General features: G+C 55.6%; 16 protein-coding genes and 1 pseudogene. 3 read left to right on the top strand and 14 right to left on the bottom strand.

The features are described 5' to 3' along the window. Positions 1-65: 65 nt before the first annotated feature. The 4 genes from Q1Y74_RS08130 to Q1Y74_RS08115 form a co-directional block, all read right to left on the bottom strand. On the bottom strand, positions 66-1,439 hold the full coding sequence (locus Q1Y74_RS08130) for an MATE family efflux transporter (RefSeq protein ID WP_300813722.1): 1,374 nt from the start codon (positions 1,437-1,439) through the stop codon (positions 66-68). A gap of 279 nt (positions 1,440-1,718) precedes the next feature. Next, positions 1,719-2,756, bottom strand: a complete 1,038-nt coding sequence (locus tag Q1Y74_RS08125) for an ABC transporter ATP-binding protein (RefSeq protein ID WP_300813704.1) — start codon at positions 2,754-2,756, stop codon at positions 1,719-1,721. A 68-nt stretch (positions 2,757-2,824) separates the two neighbouring features. Next, positions 2,825-3,862: an iron ABC transporter permease gene (locus tag Q1Y74_RS08120; protein ID WP_300813721.1), complete on the bottom strand. Its 1,038-nt coding sequence runs from the start codon at positions 3,860-3,862 to the stop codon at positions 2,825-2,827. Next, positions 3,862-5,031 carry an ABC transporter substrate-binding protein gene (locus Q1Y74_RS08115; RefSeq protein WP_300813719.1) on the bottom strand — a complete coding sequence of 390 codons (1,170 nt, stop codon included), beginning with the start codon at positions 5,029-5,031 and terminating at the stop codon, positions 3,862-3,864. Before Q1Y74_RS08115 ends, Q1Y74_RS08120 begins: the two co-directional genes overlap by 1 nt. Positions 5,032-5,301: 270 nt before the next feature. Here Q1Y74_RS08115 and Q1Y74_RS08110 point away from each other — a divergent pair, with 270 nt between their 5' ends. The 3 genes from Q1Y74_RS08110 to Q1Y74_RS08100 all read left to right on the top strand — a co-directional run bounded on the left by Q1Y74_RS08110 (position 5,302) and on the right by Q1Y74_RS08100 (position 7,540). Next, entirely contained in the window at positions 5,302-5,772 is a 471-nt protein-coding gene (locus tag Q1Y74_RS08110) for a DUF4494 domain-containing protein (protein ID WP_300813703.1), read from the top strand. A gap of 54 nt (positions 5,773-5,826) precedes the next feature. Beyond that, the gene (locus tag Q1Y74_RS08105) at positions 5,827-6,501 is read left to right on the top strand and encodes a YggS family pyridoxal phosphate-dependent enzyme (protein WP_300813717.1); all 675 of its coding nucleotides are present in this window, start codon (positions 5,827-5,829) and stop codon (positions 6,499-6,501) included. A gap of 61 nt (positions 6,502-6,562) precedes the next feature. Beyond that, entirely contained in the window at positions 6,563-7,540 is a 978-nt protein-coding gene (locus Q1Y74_RS08100) for a dihydroorotate dehydrogenase-like protein (RefSeq protein WP_300813702.1), read from the top strand. A gap of 112 nt (positions 7,541-7,652) precedes the next feature. Here the strand turns inward: Q1Y74_RS08100 and Q1Y74_RS08095 are convergent, their stop codons facing one another. The 10 genes and pseudogenes from Q1Y74_RS08095 to Q1Y74_RS08050 form a co-directional block, all read right to left on the bottom strand. Next, the gene (locus Q1Y74_RS08095) at positions 7,653-8,177 is read right to left on the bottom strand and encodes a hypothetical protein (RefSeq protein WP_300813700.1); all 525 of its coding nucleotides are present in this window, start codon (positions 8,175-8,177) and stop codon (positions 7,653-7,655) included. 268 nt (positions 8,178-8,445) lie between these two features. Continuing rightward, positions 8,446-9,699, bottom strand: coding sequence for an FtsX-like permease family protein (locus tag Q1Y74_RS08090; RefSeq protein WP_300813697.1), 1,254 nt, complete (start codon positions 9,697-9,699; stop codon positions 8,446-8,448). A 4-nt stretch (positions 9,700-9,703) separates the two neighbouring features. Next, positions 9,704-11,053 carry an ABC transporter permease gene (locus Q1Y74_RS08085; protein WP_300813696.1) on the bottom strand — a complete coding sequence of 450 codons (1,350 nt, stop codon included), beginning with the start codon at positions 11,051-11,053 and terminating at the stop codon, positions 9,704-9,706. Between the two features lie 129 nt (positions 11,054-11,182). Next, positions 11,183-12,484 (bottom strand): FtsX-like permease family protein, encoded by a 1,302-nt coding sequence (locus Q1Y74_RS08080; protein WP_300813694.1) that lies wholly within the window; start codon positions 12,482-12,484, stop codon positions 11,183-11,185. 198 nt (positions 12,485-12,682) lie between these two features. Further along, complete coding sequence (locus Q1Y74_RS08075; RefSeq protein WP_300813692.1) at positions 12,683-13,933, bottom strand: ABC transporter permease; 1,251 nt, start codon at positions 13,931-13,933, stop codon at positions 12,683-12,685. Between the two features lie 110 nt (positions 13,934-14,043). Then, entirely contained in the window at positions 14,044-15,300 is a 1,257-nt protein-coding gene (locus tag Q1Y74_RS08070) for an FtsX-like permease family protein (RefSeq protein ID WP_300813691.1), read from the bottom strand. Between the two features lie 148 nt (positions 15,301-15,448). After that, positions 15,449-16,718 (bottom strand): annotated as a pseudogene (locus tag Q1Y74_RS08065) (ABC transporter permease). A 300-nt stretch (positions 16,719-17,018) separates the two neighbouring features. Then, the gene (locus tag Q1Y74_RS08060) at positions 17,019-17,642 is read right to left on the bottom strand and encodes a DUF2807 domain-containing protein (protein ID WP_300813688.1); all 624 of its coding nucleotides are present in this window, start codon (positions 17,640-17,642) and stop codon (positions 17,019-17,021) included. A gap of 45 nt (positions 17,643-17,687) precedes the next feature. Beyond that, positions 17,688-18,353 carry an ABC transporter ATP-binding protein gene (locus Q1Y74_RS08055; protein WP_300813715.1) on the bottom strand — a complete coding sequence of 222 codons (666 nt, stop codon included), beginning with the start codon at positions 18,351-18,353 and terminating at the stop codon, positions 17,688-17,690. 251 nt (positions 18,354-18,604) lie between these two features. After that, positions 18,605-19,900 carry an FtsX-like permease family protein gene (locus Q1Y74_RS08050; protein WP_300813686.1) on the bottom strand — a complete coding sequence of 432 codons (1,296 nt, stop codon included), beginning with the start codon at positions 19,898-19,900 and terminating at the stop codon, positions 18,605-18,607. Positions 19,901-19,969: the final 69 nt, after the last annotated feature.

Here is a 19,969-nt window from a genome sequence, read left to right as displayed (position 1 = left end):
ATGGTATCCATTAACGGGATGCAAAAGTACGAAATTCCGACTAAATGCAAGGCCAACACACACACTTATTTTGAAGAAAAGGAAGCTGCGGCCTCTTTTCTCTTCATCTCGGCCAACACGCCGCAAGTTAGAGGAATGGCCAAAAGGAATGTTAACAGATCCGATGTGGCCTGGCAAGCCTCTACCCCCTCTAACCCAAAGAAGTGGGGAAGAATGAAAATGAGGGGAATAAAAAACAATCCCTGGCGGGCAGATGACAGGACCGTAGCCCGCACAGGTTTCCGGATGGTCTGCAACATCATGTTACTTACTATAATCCATGCCCCCAAGGGGAAAGTGATGAACTGCCACCGCAAGGCGGCAGCTCCCACTGCTATCACAGCCGGATCTTCCTTACGGAAAAGCGCAACAATCTCTTCGGCATATCCCATACCGGCTACCGCACAAACAAGCAGAAAAATAAAGCCAACCTTCACGCAAAACCAAAATCCCTGGCGGACACGCCCATAAAGCCCTGCGCCATAATTGAAGCCACATACAGGCTGAAAGCCTTGTCCAAACCCTATCAGGAAGGCATTGATGAACATGGCGATGCGTGTCACGATGGACATGCCGGCTATGGCGGCATCACCGTATGCGCCTGCGGCTACATTCAACAGAATGGTAGCCACACTGGCCAGCCCCTGACGGGCCAGCGAGGGGGTACCTCCGCCCACAATCTCCTTGACAAAAGCCCAAGTGGGCGTAAAGTTGCGATAATGGATGCGGATGTTACCGCCGCGATGGCTCATGAAGAGAAGCAGCGTGAAGCTGCACACCTGGCTGATGACCGTGGCCCAAGCGGCTCCCGAAATGCCCATTCCGAAACCAAATATCAGAATGGGGTCCAATATCACATTGAGAACTGCTCCTGTGACAATGCCCACCATGGCATAGGCTGCATTTCCCTGAAAACGAATCTGATTGTTCAGCACCAACGAAGCGGCCATAAACGGAGCACCCAACAGTATGACACCTAAATAACGCTCCGTATAAGGAAGGATGGTCGGAGTGGAGCCCAAGGCTAACGAAAGAGGAGTGAGTAGCAAGAAGCCCAGCAAAGCCAGAAATGCCCCGACAAAAAGAGCCAGGAAAAAACCTGTAGATGCCATCTTTTCGGCATTTCCGGTTTCCTTCGCTCCCAGCTTGCGCGAGATGTAGTTGCCCGACCCATGACCAAAGAAGAAGCCCACAGCCTGAATGATGGACATAACTGAAAAGACGATGCCCACCGCCGCCGTCGACTGGGTATCAATCTTGCCCACAAAATAAGTGTCGGCCATGTTGTAGAATGAAGTCACCAACATGCTGACAATGGTGGGTACGGCCAATGCCATAATCACACGCGGCACCGGCGCCGTAGTCAGATATACGTAGTTGTCTTTTGAATGATGCATGATAACCGCCTCCTTTTTTTCTTGATTGCTGCCGTCCGACAAACTTCGGAAAATCCTGTGTTCCTCATAGGTTTTGCCTCCGAGCCTCTTTGATGCCGCCTCCGAGCCTCTTTGGCACTGCCTCCGAGCCTCTTTGGTTTCGGGGGTGGAACGGGCAGGAAAAGACAAGTCTCAAAACTCCCGATTCATCTTGCGCCATATAGACAGATGTACCCGGAATCTCCATATAAACTTACCGAATCCCGTCAAACAGCTATATTTATCAATGATGTTCTTACCTATTTACTTGTCCGCCGGAGGAAGAGGCCTGATATGTTCCCTGACCTTTTCCAACAGCTCTTCTATGCTTCTTATAGCCAAAGGCTCACACGACGGAATATACAGGACAAAAGGCCTGTCAGCTCTCAAGTCGCCTGTCTCTATATACATGTCAGACTCCACGTTGCGGCTGGCCAAGATTCCGTTGCGCTGCAAGGCTTTCCGGACCATTGCGTATTTCTGCCCATGACCCACCAGCCGTATCTGCGAAGTATATTCGTTGTCCACCCGAAAGAGCCCCGTTTCCAAGTCGAAAGCAATGCCCTTGCGGGCAAAGAAGCGGCTGAGGCTTCCGTTGAGCGAGAGGTCTTCGGGAGTACCTATGGTCACTCCGTTCACCTTGTCCATCAGCCATATCTTGTCCGCAATCTGCAAAGCCAGCTCCAGGTCGTGGGTAGAGAGGAAAATGGTTTTCCCCGTCTGCCGGCTGAGATGGTGCAGCAGTTGCATCATCTCCACCTTGCTGGGGAAATCGAGGAAGGCCGTGGGCTCGTCCAGGTAAATCACCGGCGTTTCCTGCGCCAGCGCCTTGGCTATCATCACCTTCTGCCGTTCGCCGTCGCTCAGTGTGTGTACCATCCGATGCTGCAAATGTCCGATACCTACCAGGTTGATTGATTTCTCCACCACTTCCTGGTCTTCACGCGACAGGGTGCCCCAGAAGCCGGTATAGGGACTGCGCCCCAGCCCTATCAGTTCAGTGACGGACATGTTGCGTATGTCGCATTTTTCCGTCAGCACCACGCTGATGACCCGCGACATCTGTTTGTCCGTGTACTTCTCTATTTCCTTGCCCAAGATGCGTATTTCTCCGCCCAACTTGGGCTGGAAGGCAGACAACGTGCGCAGCAGAGTGGACTTCCCCACCCCGTTGGCTCCCAACAGGCAAGTGAGTTCGCCCCTGTTGATGCCGGCACAAATGCCGCTTGCCACCACTTTCACCTCGCCCTTGCCGGGATAGCCGATGGACAGGTTTTCAATATGTATTGTTTCTGTATTCAAATTCTTTTCCTTTTAAATGGAAGGACAGAAAAAACATTCATTATCCATTATCCCTTCCCTATTCTCCATTACTCATGTATCTCCCCTTTCCGCTTGTTGAACAGCACCGACGCCACAACAGGGGCGCCGACCAGCGACGTGACCGAATTGACCGGCAAGGCCCCCTCAAAGCCCGGCATGCGGGCTATCAGGTTGCAGACCAAAGCCAGGGCAGCTCCCGTCAACAGCGTGGCAGGCATCAGTATGCGGTGGTCGGACGTCTGAAAGATGGCACGGCACAAATGGGGCACAGCCAGGCCGATGAACATGATGGGGCCGCAATAGGCGGTCACAATGGCCACCAACACCCCCGAACACGAAATGACCAGCAGGCGGGCACGCTTGATGTTCAGTCCCAGGTTGCGGGCATAGCCGTCTCCCAGCAACAACAGATTCATGGTCTTTATCAGCAGGAAGGAGAGTGGGAGCAAAACGGCCATGATACTGACAAACAGCACCATCTGGTCGCCGGACACGCGGGCAAAGCTGCCCAGTCCCCAAATGACATACGCCCGGATATCTTCTTCCACACTGAAATACTTCAGCACACCGATGACCGCACTGGCCACGTAACCTATCATCACACCGATAATCAGCAGCGTCACATTTCCCTTCACCTTTTGCGAAACATAAACGATGAGAGCCATCACAGCCAACGCTCCCACAATGGCAGCAATGGAAAGGGCGACTTCGCCCATATATCCCAAACGGCTCAACGCCACGCCTCCCAAGGCTCCCGAAAGCAGCACCACACACGCCACGCCCAGACTGGCTCCCGAGCTGATGCCCAACACCGACGGGCCTGCCAACGGATTGCGGAACACGGTCTGCATCTGCAAGCCGCTGACCGACAAGCCTGCACCGGCCACCAACGCCGTCAGCGCCTGCGGTACACGGGACTTCCAAATGATATTCTGCCAGACAACAGATTCCTCCCCGCTCCCCCACAGAATGTTCCAAACCGAACGGAAAGGGATGTGCACGGAACCCAACAGCAGATTCAACAGAAAAAACAGGAAAATGGATACCAGCAACGCCAGCATCAGCAACAATATCGGTCTCTTCATCATTTCAGGCGTTCGTAATAAGTAGGTTTGTAATCGGGCAACAGGTCGGGATGGAAAGCATGAATCAAGTCCTCCAACACCACCTCGGGCTGCATGGGCATGCTCTCATAGAAGGGTTTCTCGCGCATGTTGCAATAGATGATTCCCCGCTCGCGGAAAGCGCGGAAGTCGGCATAGCGCGGGTCGAGCGACTTCAGGGCTTCGTAGGAGAAGGTTCCTTCGTAACTGTTGACAATGCGCCAATAGTCGGCATCCTCCGCCTGGCTGTACACAGTCTCAAAATCCAGCATGACACCACCCGAGCGCGGGTCATCTTTCAGGAAATAGTCTGCACCCGCATCTCTGAACAACTCTGCCAGAAAGCTCTTGCCGCCCACGGCATACCAGTTTCCGCCACGTATCTCACCGCTGAATACCTTTGGACGTTCCTTGACTCCGGCAGCCAGTTTGCACAGTTCGTTATAACGTTTCTCGATGGCTGCAAACCGAGTATTGGCCTCGGCCTCCAGCCCCACAAACATCCCGATGAACTTAATCCACTCGGCCTGTCCCAGCGGTGTCATCTCCTTGTAACCCAGATGGGGCACCAGCGGAATGCCTATTTCGCGCATGGCATCGTAGCCTCCCCGTTTGAAAGGAGAGATAAATATCAGGTCCGGATTCAGGCTCATTATCAATTCGTTATCAAAATTGCCCTCAATTCCTATTTTAGCTGTCTTACCTGACTTCAACCGTTCGTTCATCTCGGGATTAAACAAATGACGTGTACTGGTGATACCCACCACGCGGTCGCAGGCATCCAGCCGGATAAAGTTGGAGAGTTGGAGCGAAGTCATGCAGACAACACGCTGCACGGGAGTCTCTATCACGGTATAGTCCGCAGGAACATGGGCCGGCTTGACACCCCTCGGCACCAGCGCATAATGAAACGACTGGCCGCTCTCTTTCTGCGGATCCTGAATGTCTACCAGTCGTACACCATGGGAAAGATATTTCACCGCATAGCCTTTGGCATAGACAGGAATTACTGTCGTGGCCGAATCTATCGCCACGGTTGTCGTGTCTTCTGTCGATGTCTGCCCGCCGGTCTGTTTGTTTTTAAGACCGCAGGAAACTGTACATAATAATAAGGTAAGAAGCAGGAAGGCTCCCGCAAATTTGTTTCGCATCATAGCCATCAAGATTAATATCTGTTGGACATCTGTCTCCGGCCCGGCCTGGAATCAGGAGATGGGAGAAAGACGAAAGGACAAAGCCACTTGCAACCCCGTCTGCCGGACAAACGTGGGACAAAAGTAGCGAATTATCATTCAAACTAAAAATTATTGCGTAAATTTGCAAGCTACTTTATAGGAAACAGCCCGTTGACTCTTGTGCGGCAAGCCCGACAGAGGGAAACGGGATACATATTAATCACTTAAACTAAAGACAGAAAAATTATGGCAATGCATACCTGGTTTGAATGCAAAATACGTTACGAGAAGGTAATGGAAAACGGAATGAACAAGAAAGTGACCGAACCCTATCTGGTGGACGCCCTCAGCTTCACCGAGGCCGAGGCACGCATCATCGAGGAAATGACTCCCTTCATCAGCGGCGAGTTTACGGTGTCGGACATCAAGCGGGCCAACTACAGCGAACTGTTCCCCTGCGAGGAAGAGGCTGCCGACCGCTGGTTCAAGTGCAAACTGGTGTTCATCACCCTCGACGAGAAGAGCGGCGCCGAGAAAAAGTCATCTACCCAGGTGCTGGTACAGGCTGCCGACCTGCGCGATGCCATCAAGAAGCTGGACGAAGGCATGAAGGGCACCATGGCCGACTATCAGATAGCCAACGTGGCCGAGACCCCCATCATGGACGTTTATCCTTACCACGCTGAACCCGACGACAAGCCCGAATTCCAAGGATAAGGACTTTGACAGGGGGGCACATATCGTTGAACTTGCAAAAACAATAAGATAAGAATCATGATTGCAGAAAACCTCAAACAAGTGCTGGCCGACCTGCCCCAAGGCGTACGTCTGGTAGCTGTCTCCAAGTTTCATCCCAACGAAGCGATAGAAGAGGCCTACCGTGCCGGACAGCGCATCTTCGGTGAAAGCAAGGTGCAGGAAATGACGGCCAAACACGAGAGCCTGCCACAAGACATTGAATGGCACTTTATAGGCCACCTGCAGACCAACAAAGTGAAGTACATCGTCCCCTACGTGACACTGATTCACGGCATAGACTCTTACAAGCTGCTGGCTGAAGTGGACAGACAGGCCGCCAAAGCCGGACGGGTAGTCAACTGCCTGCTGCAGCTGCACATTGCCCAGGAAGAGACGAAGTTCGGCTTCAGTTTCGAAGAATGCGAAGAAATGCTTGCTGCCGGAGAATGGAAGGGACTGGCTCACGTCCGCATCTGTGGCCTGATGGGAATGGCCTCCAACACAGACGACGTGGAGCAAATCCGGCGGGAGTTCGGCTCGTTGAGCACTTTTTTCGCCCAGGTCAAGCAGCGATGGTTTGCCCACGACGAAGCCTTCAAGGAACTTTCCATGGGGATGTCCCACGACTATCCCGAGGCCGTATCTGCCGGCAGTACTTTGGTGCGGGTGGGCAGTAAGATATTCGGCGAAAGAGACTATACGGCCTGATACCGCCTCTGCCTGCACAAAAGGCAGTTATAAAAAACATTAACCATTAAATTATACCATTATGGCTACATTACAAACTACATTTGCCGGGTTGAAACTCAAGAATCCGATTATTGTCAGCAGTTCGGGGCTGACAGCCAGCAGTGCCAAGAACCGTAAGCTCTGTGAAGCCGGTGCGGGCGCCATTGTCCTGAAATCGCTGTTCGAGGAACAGATTATGCTGGAGGTGGACAGTCTGCACGATGCCAACATGTACCCCGAAGGCAGCGAATACCTGGCCGAATATGTGCGCGAACATAAACTGAACGAGTACCTGACCCTCATCAAGGAAAGCAAGGCTGCATGCGACATCCCCATCATTGCCAGCATCAACTGCTATCAGGATGCCAAGTGGGAAGACTTTGCCAAGAAGATTGAAGAAGCCGGAGCCGATGCGCTGGAGGTCAACATCCTGGCCCTGCAGACCAACACGCAATATGAATACGGCTCTTTCGAGCAGCGGCACATCGACATCCTGGCCCACATCAAGAAGGTGACCCGTATGCCAATCATCATGAAGCTGGGCGACAACCTTACCAATCCGGTAGCTCTGGCCGACCAGCTCTATGCCAACGGCGCCGCTGCGGTCGTGATGTTCAACCGCTTCTACCAGCCGGACATTGACATCGAGAAGATGGTGCAAACCGCAGGCAGCGTGTTCAGCAACGAAGCCGAACTGGCCAAATCCCTGCGCTGGATAGGCATTGCCTCGGCAGCCGTCAGCAAGCTGGACTTTGCGGCTTCGGGCGGCATCCACTCTCCGGAAGGAGTCATCAAAGCCATCCTGGCTGGTGCGTCCGCTGTCGAGATATGCAGCGTGTTCTACCAGCAGTCGGCTGCCATCATCCCCGACTTTCTCCGCTTCATCAGCGAATGGATGGACCGCAAGGGCATGGAAAGCATCCAGCAGTTCAAGGGCATGCTCAACGTCCGCGACCTGAACGGCGTGAACACGTTTGAACGCACCCAGTTCCTGAAATATTACGCTTCACACGAATAATCTCGTTGAAAACAGAATAAAGGAGGGTGGGTCGAGGCTTAGTATAGTATCCGACTCCCCTCCTTCTGATGCAATGCCTGCTATAACTCACCAGGAGTGAGCAAGCCGTTTTTTAATCCTTCTTCTCCTGGGAAGAGGGCACAACGTAGTCTTCCTTGATGAACTCGTCATACACCCGCTTGGGATGGTCGAAGGTGGCCATGCCGTTGTGTGCCTCGTTGAAATTCTCGCGTCTGAACTTCTTCAGCTTCACGTTGTCCTCGGCATACTCGCGCAGGGTTTTCTTCTCGTGCCCGTAGAGCGAGCTGTCCACTTCCGAGTCGAGCAGGCTCTCCTTGGGAGTGATGGTGGGCAGCAGCCTCTGTTCCAGCAGTCCGCGGTAGGCGCCGTTGTACTCGCACCACACGCGGTCGCCCATCATGAAGATGCGGTAGGTGTAGCTGGACCATGCCGTCCGGATGTTGATTTCCTTCTGATAAATCTCGACAGAAGCCTCCGAGTTGTAGCTCGGGTCACGGATAACCACCTGTTTCCGACCTTCAATCTCGTTCTTGACAATGGTGCTCCATTTCTCGCTATTCAGAATCTCTTCAATGATGTCTGACAGCTGTTCCTTAATCTCAAACTGTATTCTCATAGCATTTGCCTGTGGGTCAGGACTTTTTATAAACCCGGTTAGAATTGTGACTTAAAGTTAAGCACTTTCCGAGAAAAAAGCAAGCATGTGCTCCATTAATTTAACCTGCCACGACAAACGCACAGAAAAGAGCCGGACTCGCAACGGGCGTTGAGAAGGGGCTCTCAACGTGTATTGAGAGGGTAGTCTCAACGCATATTGAGAGGGGGCTCTCAACGAGTATTGAGAGGGGGTTCTCAACGTATATTGAGAGGATAGTCTCAATCCGTCACTCGTCGTGCAGCGCCTCGGCGGGCTGCACCTTCATGGCCCGCCGGGCGGGATACCAGATGCCGGCCACTATCATCAGCGCCATGAGCAGGAAGGCCACACCGAAGCATCCCACGAAGCGGAGTGCCGAAGCATCCACCAGCGTATGTACCGTCAGGTCGGCCAGTTGCAGGTTAACGGCAATGAGCAAAGCCGGGAGGGCGGAAAGCAGCAGGAGCGTGAGGCCTTCCAGCAGGAAGTGACCCATCACCGCACGGGGAGTGCTGCCCATGGCCATGCGCAGGGCCACCTCGCAACGACGCTTGCGGGTGCGGTACCAGAAGGTGGCAAACACGCACAGAAACACATTGAAGAGGAAGAAGGCCGCCACGGCATAGACCGTGTTCAGGTAGTTCACCGTGCCCTGCTGCACGTCGTAGGCTTCCTTCATGTCGTCGTACGAGCGGATGGAGTTCAGGTAGAAGATGCCGCGGTCGAACACCGGCTGCATATCCTTGCGGAAGCGTTCGGCAAAGCCTGCCACCTGGTCGGGCGCGACGCGTATCGCCACATGCTGCCACCAGAAAGCCTGCTGGGCAGGCAGGTAGATGAACGGTTCGTAGCGCTCGTAGTCGTCCAGCTTGTGCCGGGGCAGGACAGCCGCCACGCGGTAGTTGGTCACCGGATTGGCCAGCTTCAGCCAGTAAGGATTGAAGCAGGTCTTGCCCACGGCGTCGGCCACGTTGGGCTGGTGGAACAAGGAGTCTGCCAGGTCCACACTCATCAGGGCCGGCATGGGATATTCGGCCGGCGACCAGTGTGCTTCGTCCAGTTGTCCCGCAAGGGGCTTCAGGCGGAACACCCTGAAGTAAGAGGGCGTGACATAGCGGATGAAGCACGACACCACGTGCGTCGAGTCGCTGTGCGGCGCATAACCCTCGAACATCGCATTGCCCGTGTAGGGCACGCTGCCATGATAGGCGCACACTTCCTCCACGCCGGGATAGTCTTTCAGCAGGTTGTACAGGTAGCTGAAGTCCTCCCCTGCCCGCCGGTTGTCGGCATCGCTGATGACCTCCAATGGCTTGGCCTCCAGGGTCAGGTCGAACACGCACGACGTGTCGTAACCCTTGGGCTGCCAGGCGGCCCCTTCGTAATTATACACCAGGTCGATGCCGTACCACAGCAGTACGGTTACGATGCACAACTCTACCCACAGCCAGGCGTTGGCCCGCCGCTGGTTCCATATCTGTCTGTATATTTGTCTCCACATAGTTTTATTCTCCTCCCGTTAGTGTGTACGATATATTGCGGTGTACCGCCATCCAGGCCGGCAGCAGCGTGGACAGTGCGTTGAACACCACGCACGCCGCCAGCACGGCCACGAACAACGACGGCCGCAGCAGCAAGTCGCTGCCCAACAAGATGCCTTCCAGCTCCACACCGCCCGTGCCGAACAGCCACGTGCCGCCCGCCACCACCAGCACGCACGACAACGCATAGCCCAGCACACCGCCTATCAAGGTGGTACACAGGCTTTCGGCAAACAGTTGGCCGATGATGTTGGCATTGGAGGCGCCATAAGCCTTGCGGATGGCTATCTCGCCCAGGCGGCTCTGCATCTGGGCATGTACCAGCCCCGAGATGCCCACGGCAGGCACTACCAGCAGCACCACCAGCAACAGCGCATAGACCAGCCCCGCGCTGATGCTGCTGTCGCGGAAGAAGGTGTACTCCGTATGCGTATAGAGCCGCGGGTCCTTCAGGATGTACTCCAGCCCTTGCCTGTTGAGCTGTTCCATCCGTCGGTTCACTTCGGTGCGTACTGCGGCAGGCCGGGTGCCGGGCGACAGGTGGAGGACGGCATAGCGGAAGCCCAGCAGGCCGGCGGTGGCGAGGTTCGGGTCGAGGTTCTCCTCATTGGTCAGGGTGAAAGGTTCCCACACGTCGGCATAGGCGGTCTGGAAGATGGAGCTGACATCGCGCACCACGCCCACCACGCGCGCCTCCTGAAAGTCCAGCAACAACTGCTTGCCCACCGCCCCGGCAGCTCCGCCGAACAGTTGCCCCGCCAGGCGCTCGCTGATGACGACGAAACGGCGCACCACGCCGTCCTCACGGTTGCGGACAAGCCGCCACTCGTCGCCGGCCTTCTCGAAAGCGGCCCGCCCGGCATCGTATTCGGCCCGGGTGAAGGGACGGCCCGCCACGAAGTCGTAGCGGAAGAAGTCGAACCAGTTGGCTGCCACGGCACGGAGCATCACCGACCGTCGGTCGGACGAAGCGGGCAGCGCACAGACCGCCTTGTTCAGTCCGCTGTGCCACGTCAGTTCGTCCACGCCCGGCAGACTGTCGAAGAAGGCGTGGAAAGCCGTCGGCCCCAAGGCCCGGTAGCCCCACACGTTCGTGCCGTCGGGGCGCATGCACTGGGTGCCGTAGTTGTAGAGCACACGGCTGCGCCGCGTCTCCGGCGCCGCATCGGCCGTACGGAAATCATAAACCATCACCACTACCATCACGAAGGCAATGGTGACCGCCGTTCCCACCACACACACCGCCGTATAAAAGCGGTGCTGCTTCAGCTGGTTGAGAAGCGAACGGAAGTTGTATAACAATGCATGTTTCATTATAAAATGGTTAATGATAAATGGTTAATGGTTAATTGAAAAACGGTTACCCGCCAAACTGTCTATCATTGCACATACAATCGTTTTCATCTCCCCTCTCCCCGGGAGAGGGGCCGGGGGTGAGGCCCCTTACTCATCGTGCAGCGCCTCCGCCGGCTGCACCTTCATCGCCCGACGGGCCGGATACCACACGCCCACCACAATCATCAGTGCCATCAGCAGCCACGAGAGCACAAGGGCAAGCACGAAGCGCAGAGTGTCGAAAGGCAACCGGCTGACGTCCACCAATTCGGCCACGCCAATGTTCAAGGCAATAACCGTGGCAGGCACAGCAGCCAGCGTCAACAGTAACAGACCTTCGGTAATCAGGCGAAGGAAGATGCCCCGCCGTGTGCTGCCCATCGCCATGCGGAGGGCTACCTCCTGACGACGGTGCTGCGTACGGAACCAGAAGGTACCGATAACGCCCAGGAAGATATTAAGCAACAGGAAGCCCAGGATGCAGAGCTGCGTGCGCACTTCGTTCACATCCTCCAGTTCGCTGATATAGCGCAACTGCGTGAAGGGCTGAACATCCAGAATATAAACATTCCCTACACGATAAAGACGATCGGCATCGGCCATCAGCGCGTCCACAAATCCATGGTCGGCCTCGGGGGTGACGCGCAAACTCAGTTGCAGGTAGGCGGGATTCTCGTATTGCACCATCGCCTCGCGCGGGAAGTCCGTCGCCAGGAAGGGGCCTCCCCACTGGTCGGCTGTCGTGAAATGATTCCAGCGCATGGGCTCGGCAATGCCGGCTACGCGCAGACGGGAGTCACTGTCCTGCTCCCACAAAGGCAGTTGACGACCCAGCAACGGTGTGGCATCGGACATGTTCAGTTCCTCATACTTCGCTGTCACGTTGCGCGACAGGATCATCGTTCCCGGGCCCAGCACGGCGGCCAGCGAGTCAGGACTTGCAGTCTGCACCGTCTTTCCTCCGGCATCCTGCACAGCTACCCCACGAATGCGGAACAGGCGCATAAAGTCGGGCTGCACCAGACGGAGCATGGCATAAACAGACACCGTGTCTACAAACGTTTCAATGCCGTTACTTCCGTTATTATAAGGAACGCTGTTCTGCGAAATGGCTACCGCCTCCACGCCGGGACGGTGGCGCAGGCGTTCGGCTATCTCCAGCAGGGCATCCATATCGTCCTCCGCCGTATGGCCTTCTTCATAGAGGGCGGAGTTGGGAGTCAGCCGGTTCATCGTCAGGTTATAGCAATGCTCCGTATCGAAGCCCATCGGTGCAAAGTAGACACGCGCCGTCGTACAGCACCAGTCCACGATGTACCACAGCACCACGAAGACTACCAGCAGCTCCAGCGCAAGGAAGAAGTTGCTCCGCCATTCGTTCCGTATTTGAGTAAATAGTTTCTTGTTCATAATGTAAAGCCTCACCCCCGCCCCCTCTCCCAAGGAAAAGCCTCACCCCTAACCCCTCTCCCGAGGAGAGGGGAGGAAGAAGTCTCACAGCCTAAGAGAAGCGGGCAAAGAATATGGCAGTTATAAATAGGTTATCATCATATCAATCTATCATTCTCAATCCCCCTCTCCTTGGGAGAGGGGTTAGGGGTGAGGCCTTTAATGAGCCTTCCCATTTATTGCCTCCACAATATTCATCCGCCAGAAGCCAAAGGCAGCCAGGAAGATCCACGGACTGAGCAATTCGCCCGCCGTCAGACTGGTCTCACCCGACAGATAGGCGTTGGTAGAGTTGCCGAAGAGGAAGCCGTTCAGCACGAAGGTGGCGGCATAGCTCAGCAGCAGTCCCAACAGGCCTGCCAGACAGGTCAGCAACAGATTCTCCAGAAAGACCTGGCGCATCAGTTCGTTGGCCGTAGCACCGAAGGCTTTGCGTACCCCGATTTCCGCCATCCGTTTCCGCATCCGCGACAGGGTCATGCTGCTCAGGTTGATGGCAGGCACGATGAGCAGGATGAGCATCACCACCACGTAGCGCAACACCACGCCCTGCACGTCGGGCTCCTGGCTCCACGTGCGGTAGAGGTGGGTGAACTGTGTGTCGGGCTGTCCGCGATAGAACACCTCCACGCCCTCCTGCGCGTCGTTATACTTCTGCCGCATGCGCTCGCACTCCTCGCGGATGGCAGGAAAGTCTGCCCGGCTGCGGGCCAGGATGACGGCGCGCATCGGTCCCATCAGGTTATAGCCCCAGGTGTTGGCTTCGGCATCGCCGGCCGTGTAGGGTATCCACACCTGGGCGTAGGCATCCGTAGCCAGCATGGAGATGTCGGCCACCACGCCACACACCTGGAAGTCCACGTGGTTCAGCTCTATGTGCTGCCCGCTGACGTCCGTCCGCCCGAACAGGCGACGGGCCACCGAGGCTGCAATGACGGCACGGGGCAGACCGCTGCTCAGATCGGCTGCCGTGAAGGGCTTGCCGTCGAGAAAGCGGAAGCGAAACACCTGCCAGAAGGCCTCATCGGTCTGCACCATGTCGGCCGTCATCTTGGCACCGGCAGGCAGCGAGACACGTACCTTGTCGGGATTCGATGCCAGCGTGACAGCCTCGGCCGTGGTCAGCGTCTTGAAGCACTCGCGCCCCGTCTGCACCGACATGCTCGAATTGGCGGAGCTGCCGCTCAAGTCGCCCTTGGCACGGTAGGACATGTTGGGCACGTAGAGCGAGCGGCTGCGGTTCACCTCCGGCTCGCAGTCGGCCGTGCGCACCCGCAGGGTGATGACGATGACCATAATCATGCAGATGGACAGCGCCGTGCCCAGCACGGATATCCAGGTAGCCTCTCCCCCTTCCCCTCTCCAAAAGAGAGGGGAGAAAAAGTGCTTGGAAAATAAGTTTGTCTTCATTTTATATCAAATAATCAAATCTAAGAATAGTAATCGCTCCCCCCTCTCCCTGGGAGAGGGGAAGGGGGTGAGGCTTCCCTTCGTCGGCCCGGGGGCCGGGGGTGAGGCTCCTACTCGTCGTGCAACGCCTCCGCCGGCTGCACCTTCATGGCGCGTCGGGCCGGGAGACCGATGCCGACACCAATCATGGCGGCGATGAGGACAAACGTGGCGGCGGCGCAGAAGGCCAGACGTGGCCACTCCAGTGTAGTGCCGTTGCGCCAGCTGTTCAGTTCGAAGTGAGCCAGTACGATATCAATAATGACGGCAAGCACGGTAACGATCAGCAACAGGAAAATACCTTCACTCATCAGGCGGCCGAACACCGCACCGTCCGTGGCACCCATCGCCTTGTGCAGGGCAATCTCGCTGCGCCGTTGCTGCGTACGGAACCAGAACGTGCCGAGCAGTCCCAGGAAGATGTTGAGCAGCAGGAAGCCCATGCCCACGAAGAAGTTGCGCATCTGGCTGGCATAATATTTCTGATAACTGTGGCGGATGTTCCTGAAGCTTTTGATGTCGCTGATGTAGAGATTGCCTATGCGGAACTGCTTCTCGCTGTCGGCCTTCAGGTTCTCCATGAAGTTCCGGTCACGGTCGGCACGGACGCGGACGCAGAGCTCGTTATCGGCATTAATCCAACCATCCGACAGCAAATTCATATTATACACCATGGAATAGCAGAAAGATGCCTGGCTATAATCATCGTAACGCACATTCTGCAAGGCGGCGCCCAGGCAGTGTGTCTGAACCGTATCTCCGAAAAGGTAGAATTCCTTCTTGCCAACCAGCGATGTCATCGGTACGCCGTACTTGCGATACAGGTTGTCCGAAGCCAGGAAGTCGCCACGCTCCACTATTTCAGCCAACTGTTCGGGCGTTTCGCCTCGCGTACCATGATAACGGAACACGCGTACGAAGTCGGGCGTCGCAATGCGGCGGATGGTCCAGTAGGGAGAAGTCATGGTATCGCAACGCACTACTTCTGTTGCATTGCTTCCATTATAAGGATAGGAATTTTGCGACAGGCTCACCGCCTCCACCTCGGGGCGACGGCGCAGACGTTCCACCATTTCGCGTACCTCGTCGCTCTGCTTGTGGGCATCGTTATAGGGCGTATAGTCGGAACTCTTGTCGGTGAGCACGCCCATATTGATCAGGTAGCAGTGCTCCGTATCGAAACCGCGCGGCTCCATATAGGTAGCCAGGCGGCAGTAGAGCAGGTCGATGATGTACCACATCACCACGCTCACCACCAGTAACTCCAGTGCCAGCCACAGGTTGCTGCGCCACTCGTTGCGTATTTGGGTAAATAGTTTTTTGTTCATATCTTTTGTTTTTAGTTGACAAGTTGACGAGGGGACAAGTTGACAAGGGGACAAGTGAAGAGTTGACAAGGCACGTCCTTGTGGTCTGAAGTCTCGTTCCGTTGTTAACTAACCTTGTGGTCTCGTTAACTCGTCCCTTGTCAACTGCTCAATGAGCCTTCCCATTTATCGCCTCCACAATATTCATCCGCGAAGCCCGCCAGGCGGGAATGCCGGTGCTGAGCAGGTTGAGCACGAAGCAGAAGAGCAACGCCCAGCCGAAGGTAGAGGCATGTATCAGGATGGAAGCATCGACTACGGGCGGATTGAGCGAAGTTGTCCAGTCCTGCGCAAAGAGGGTATTACCGAACAAAAAGGCAAAGAGGAAGCTGATTATCAGTCCCAGCACACCTGCCAGCAGGGTGACGATGAAGTTCTCCCCCAGTATCTGTCCCAGTAGTTCCATGCGTGTGCAGCCGAAGGCACGGCGCACCCCGATTTCCGCCACACGGCGGCGCAGGCGGCTCTGCGTCATGCTGCTCAGATTGATGGCAGGCACGATGAGCAGGATAAGGAAGATGATGAAACGGCTCCGGCGTGCAGCCGTCACATCCGGCTCCACATTGGCACCGGCTGTCAGGGCGTTCTTCTCCTGGTCGTAGGGACGGTTGCGGTTGATGATTTGATAACCGTTCTCGTCTATCACCTTATTGAATTCGTCCAACCGTCGGCCGGCCTCCTCGCGGATGGCGGGGAAGTCGCTGCGGTCGCGCGCCAGGATGGTGCAACTCATGTCACCCATCAGGCCGTTGCACCACGTATTGTTCACTTGGTCGGTCGAGGTATAGGGAATCCACACCTGCGCATAGGCCGTCGAAGCCAGCGTCGATACGTCCTTCACCACGCCGCACACCCGATAGGGCGCATGGGCCAGCAGGAATTCTTTTCCCGCTGCCTTCGTCGTGCCGAACAGCAGGCGCGCCACGCTTTCGGTAATGACCGCCACCGGCCGACCGGCGTCGAACGTGGCCTGGTCGAAGGGCTTGCCGTCGGTAAAGGCGAAGTCGAACACCGTCCAGAACTGGCTGTCCGTTTCGCGCACATCGACCGCCGTAGCGGGCTGGCCGGGCAGGCTGACCGGCTGGGGCATAGCATAAACCTTATAAATGGTGATGGCCTCGGGCATCATCAGCTTGCCGTAGATTTCTTTCAGCGAAGCTGCACTCCACGGACCGTTGCTGTTATTGTCTCCCCACGCTTCGTTAGTAATGCTGCCCCACTTCACGTGCAGGAAGCGGTCGCGGTTGCTGCACCTGCTGCATCATCACCACCAGCATGATGAGGAAGATGGAAAGGGCCGTACCCGCCACCGTCACCCCGCTGATGAGCGGCTGCTGGCGGAGCTGTGCCCAAGCTTGTTGAAAATATTGTTTGATCATCTTTTCAATGAAGAATCTGTCTCAAGTTTCGCAATTGCGAAACTTGCAGGAGTTAAAGGAGTTAGAAGGAGTTATCGCCCACCAGGGTAGGCTTAGGAGTTAAAGCCAATAGCTTAAGTGTATGGTCTGCATCCGTTCTTACAAAGGTATTGACATAACTCCTTAACTTCTTAACTCCTTAACTACAACCCGTTAATAAACTTGCAAAACTTAAAAATCTGTTATTAATGAAGAATGATGAATGAAGAATTGGAGTAAACAATACGTTCTCATTCACCATAAATTCTTCATTCTTCATTCTTAATTCTTAATTTTCAATCGTTTCGTATCAATGCTGCCTATGCCGCTGCGCGATATGTCGGCCTCATCGGTCCGGCCGCTCAGTGTCAGGTTGCCCACTCCACTCACGACGGCCTCCACGTAGTCGCAGTCCACGTTCGCCTCGGCATTGCCCACACCGCTCAACGCGACGAAGAAGCGGCGGCAGGTCAGCTTGTCCAGTTCGGCCGAGCCTACACCGCTGATGCGCAGGCTGAAGTCGTCCAGCTTCAGCGGCTCCTTGCACTCCAGGCTGCCTACGCCGGTCAGGTCTACGGCCTCCAGCGTGGGGGCGGTGACATACAGCTTCAGTCCGTCGACGTTATTGACAGCCCTCTCCTTCTCCCCTTTCTTGAAAGCGACGAGCAGACAGCCGTTCTCCACCTCGGTCGTGGTGAGCTTCACCCATTTCTCCTTGCCCTCCAGGCGGAGCGAACAGGCATCGCCCTGCGTGAAAATGACATTGGCCACCGACGTCACCCGGATGGATGAGAAATCTTTCACTTTGCGTACTTCGCTCACCTTCTCATTTTGTGCCAAAGCGCCCACAGCGCCGGCAAATGCCAGCAACAGGGCGATGATGACTCCTATGATGTTTGTTTTCATGATGGTTCCGTTTGAATGTATGATCCGAATATGACTGTTGAATGCTTATCCCACCTGGCGGCCGTCGAAGAAGCGCACCGTGCGGCTTGTCTGCTTGGCCTGGCTCTCGTTGTGCGTCACCATGACGATGGTCCGTTTGTCGTCCTTGTTCAGTTGGTGCAGCAGTTCCATGATTTCCGCTCCCATCTTCGAGTCCAGGTTACCGGTAGGTTCGTCGGCCAGGATAATCTCGGGGTTGCCGATGATGGCACGGGCCACCGCCACACGCTGGCACTGACCGCCCGAGAGCTGTGTAGGCATGTGGTGCATGCGGTGTGTCATGCCCACCTTCTCCAGCATCTCCATGGCCAGGCGGCGGCGTTCCTTGGCAGACACCTTGCGGTAGAGCAACGGCAGCTCCACGTTGTCCAGCACGTTGAGCGAATTGATGAGGTGGAACGACTGGAACACGAAGCCCAGCGTCTTGTTGCGGAAGGCGGCCAGTTCCTTGTCCTTCATGCCCTCCACCCGTGTGCCGGCTATCTCGATGGTGCCGCTGGTGGGCGTGTCGAGCAGGCCCATGATGTTGAGCAGCGTGGACTTGCCACAACCCGAAGGCCCCATCACGCTGAGGAATTCGCCCTGCTCCACTTCCAGGTTCACGTTCTCCAATGCCTGTGTCTCAATCTCGTCTGTACGGTAAATCTTGTTGATACCGGTCAATTTAATCATGTCCATAATTGTATGTTGTTTATAGTTATTGTATGCTTTGTTTTCACCACAGGGGACAACGGAGTCCCACAGAGTTTCTGTTTTGCACCACAGATTGGCACAGATTAGAATAATTTCTGTGTTGATCCGTGTAATCTGTGGTGAATCAAAATCAAAAGGCGTGCCAAACCACCGCTCCCTTGATTATCTGCGTTTTAGCAAAATGGGAGGTGTCCGATAATGGACACCCTGTCCGCTTTCGGCGTACGGTTTCACTCATCTCTCAGCGCCTCCGTCGGCGGAATGGTACTGATGCGTCGGGCAGGAATATAGATTCCTACCAATACCACAACCAGCAGGATGAAGTAGATGATGAGCGACACGATAGCAAAATGCTGCCCGAAGTGGTCTACCCAACAGGGCGTAGTGGCCTGCATCCAGGCATTTCCCTTATTCAACCCCTCACTGAGCCCGTATTGAAGATAGAGGAAGCAGCCCACCAGCGTGGCCACCGTAGTGAGCACCGCGCCTTCGCCCAACAGTTGGAGGCGGATGCGGCGCGGCGTGGCACCGTAGGACAGCATGATGCCCACCTCCTCGCGCCGCGTGCGGGTCTGCAGCCAGAAGGTGCCGATGACACCCAGGCAGAGATTAATAAGGAAGAACAAGGCAATGCTCAGGTTGCGGCGGTAAAGCGAAGTGGCGTCAAACTCACAGGCTTTGTTGATGGCGTCGTACGATTGCAAATCGCGTGCATAGAGGTTGCCTGCCCGCATCTGACGCACCATCCACAGCTTGAAATCATGCAGAAAACGATCCGTGCTGACCCCTTCCTTCAGACGGATGACCACGTGCATGTCGTCCAGATTGGACAGAATATCGGGATGCAACACCGGGGTAAAGGCTACCGGGATGGGCCGCCAGTTGTTCGCATACTTGAAAGTGCCCACCGTACCGACAACCGGAACGTAGAGAGTATCTTCTTCGTCGGCCTCCCAGCAACGCTGACGGTTAAAGACGCGGGTATGGAACAAGCCTTCCAGCGCACCTTCGGTCAGGACGACATTGGCCTCATTATAGGCATAATCAGAAAGCTGTTCGGGCGTCATACTGCCCTGCCCGGTCCGGAAGCCGTATGTTTCAAAGAAATGGGTATGGGGCAGAAACTCAATAAACATAAGGTCGAGCCGTAACGAATCACCTGCGGCTGTCAGTCCGGAAGTACTGCTCCCCTGCGAACCGGGATATGCGAAAGAAAGTATGGGCGTAGCCTGCTCCACATCGGGATGCTGACGGGCACGTTCCACGATGCTCATATAGGCCTGCATCAGCGAAGCGGAGTCGGTAGCCTGAGCGTCATAGCCCGGCGCCTGCGGTTGCAACATACCGACAGACACCATGCAGAGGCGGTCGGCATCGTAGCCAAGCGGAAGGTGACGGTCGTAGGTCACCACAATAACAGGGTCGAAGATAATCCACGAAAGGACAGCGACCAGTATCAGTTCGGCCAGCAGCCAGCCGTTGCGGCGGCGACGGGCCCATAGGGTTTTGAGGATAAGTCTGAACATAAATTTCTTGTTTTATGCAGTTGACAAGGGGACGAGGCTTCAGGACACGAGGACCTGCCTTGTCAACTC

Origin of the sequence: uncultured Bacteroides sp. (genome assembly GCF_949298305.1) — a bacterium.
Taxonomy (GTDB): domain Bacteria; phylum Bacteroidota; class Bacteroidia; order Bacteroidales; family Bacteroidaceae; genus Bacteroides.
This window is presented reverse-complemented; position numbering and strand designations above follow the sequence as displayed.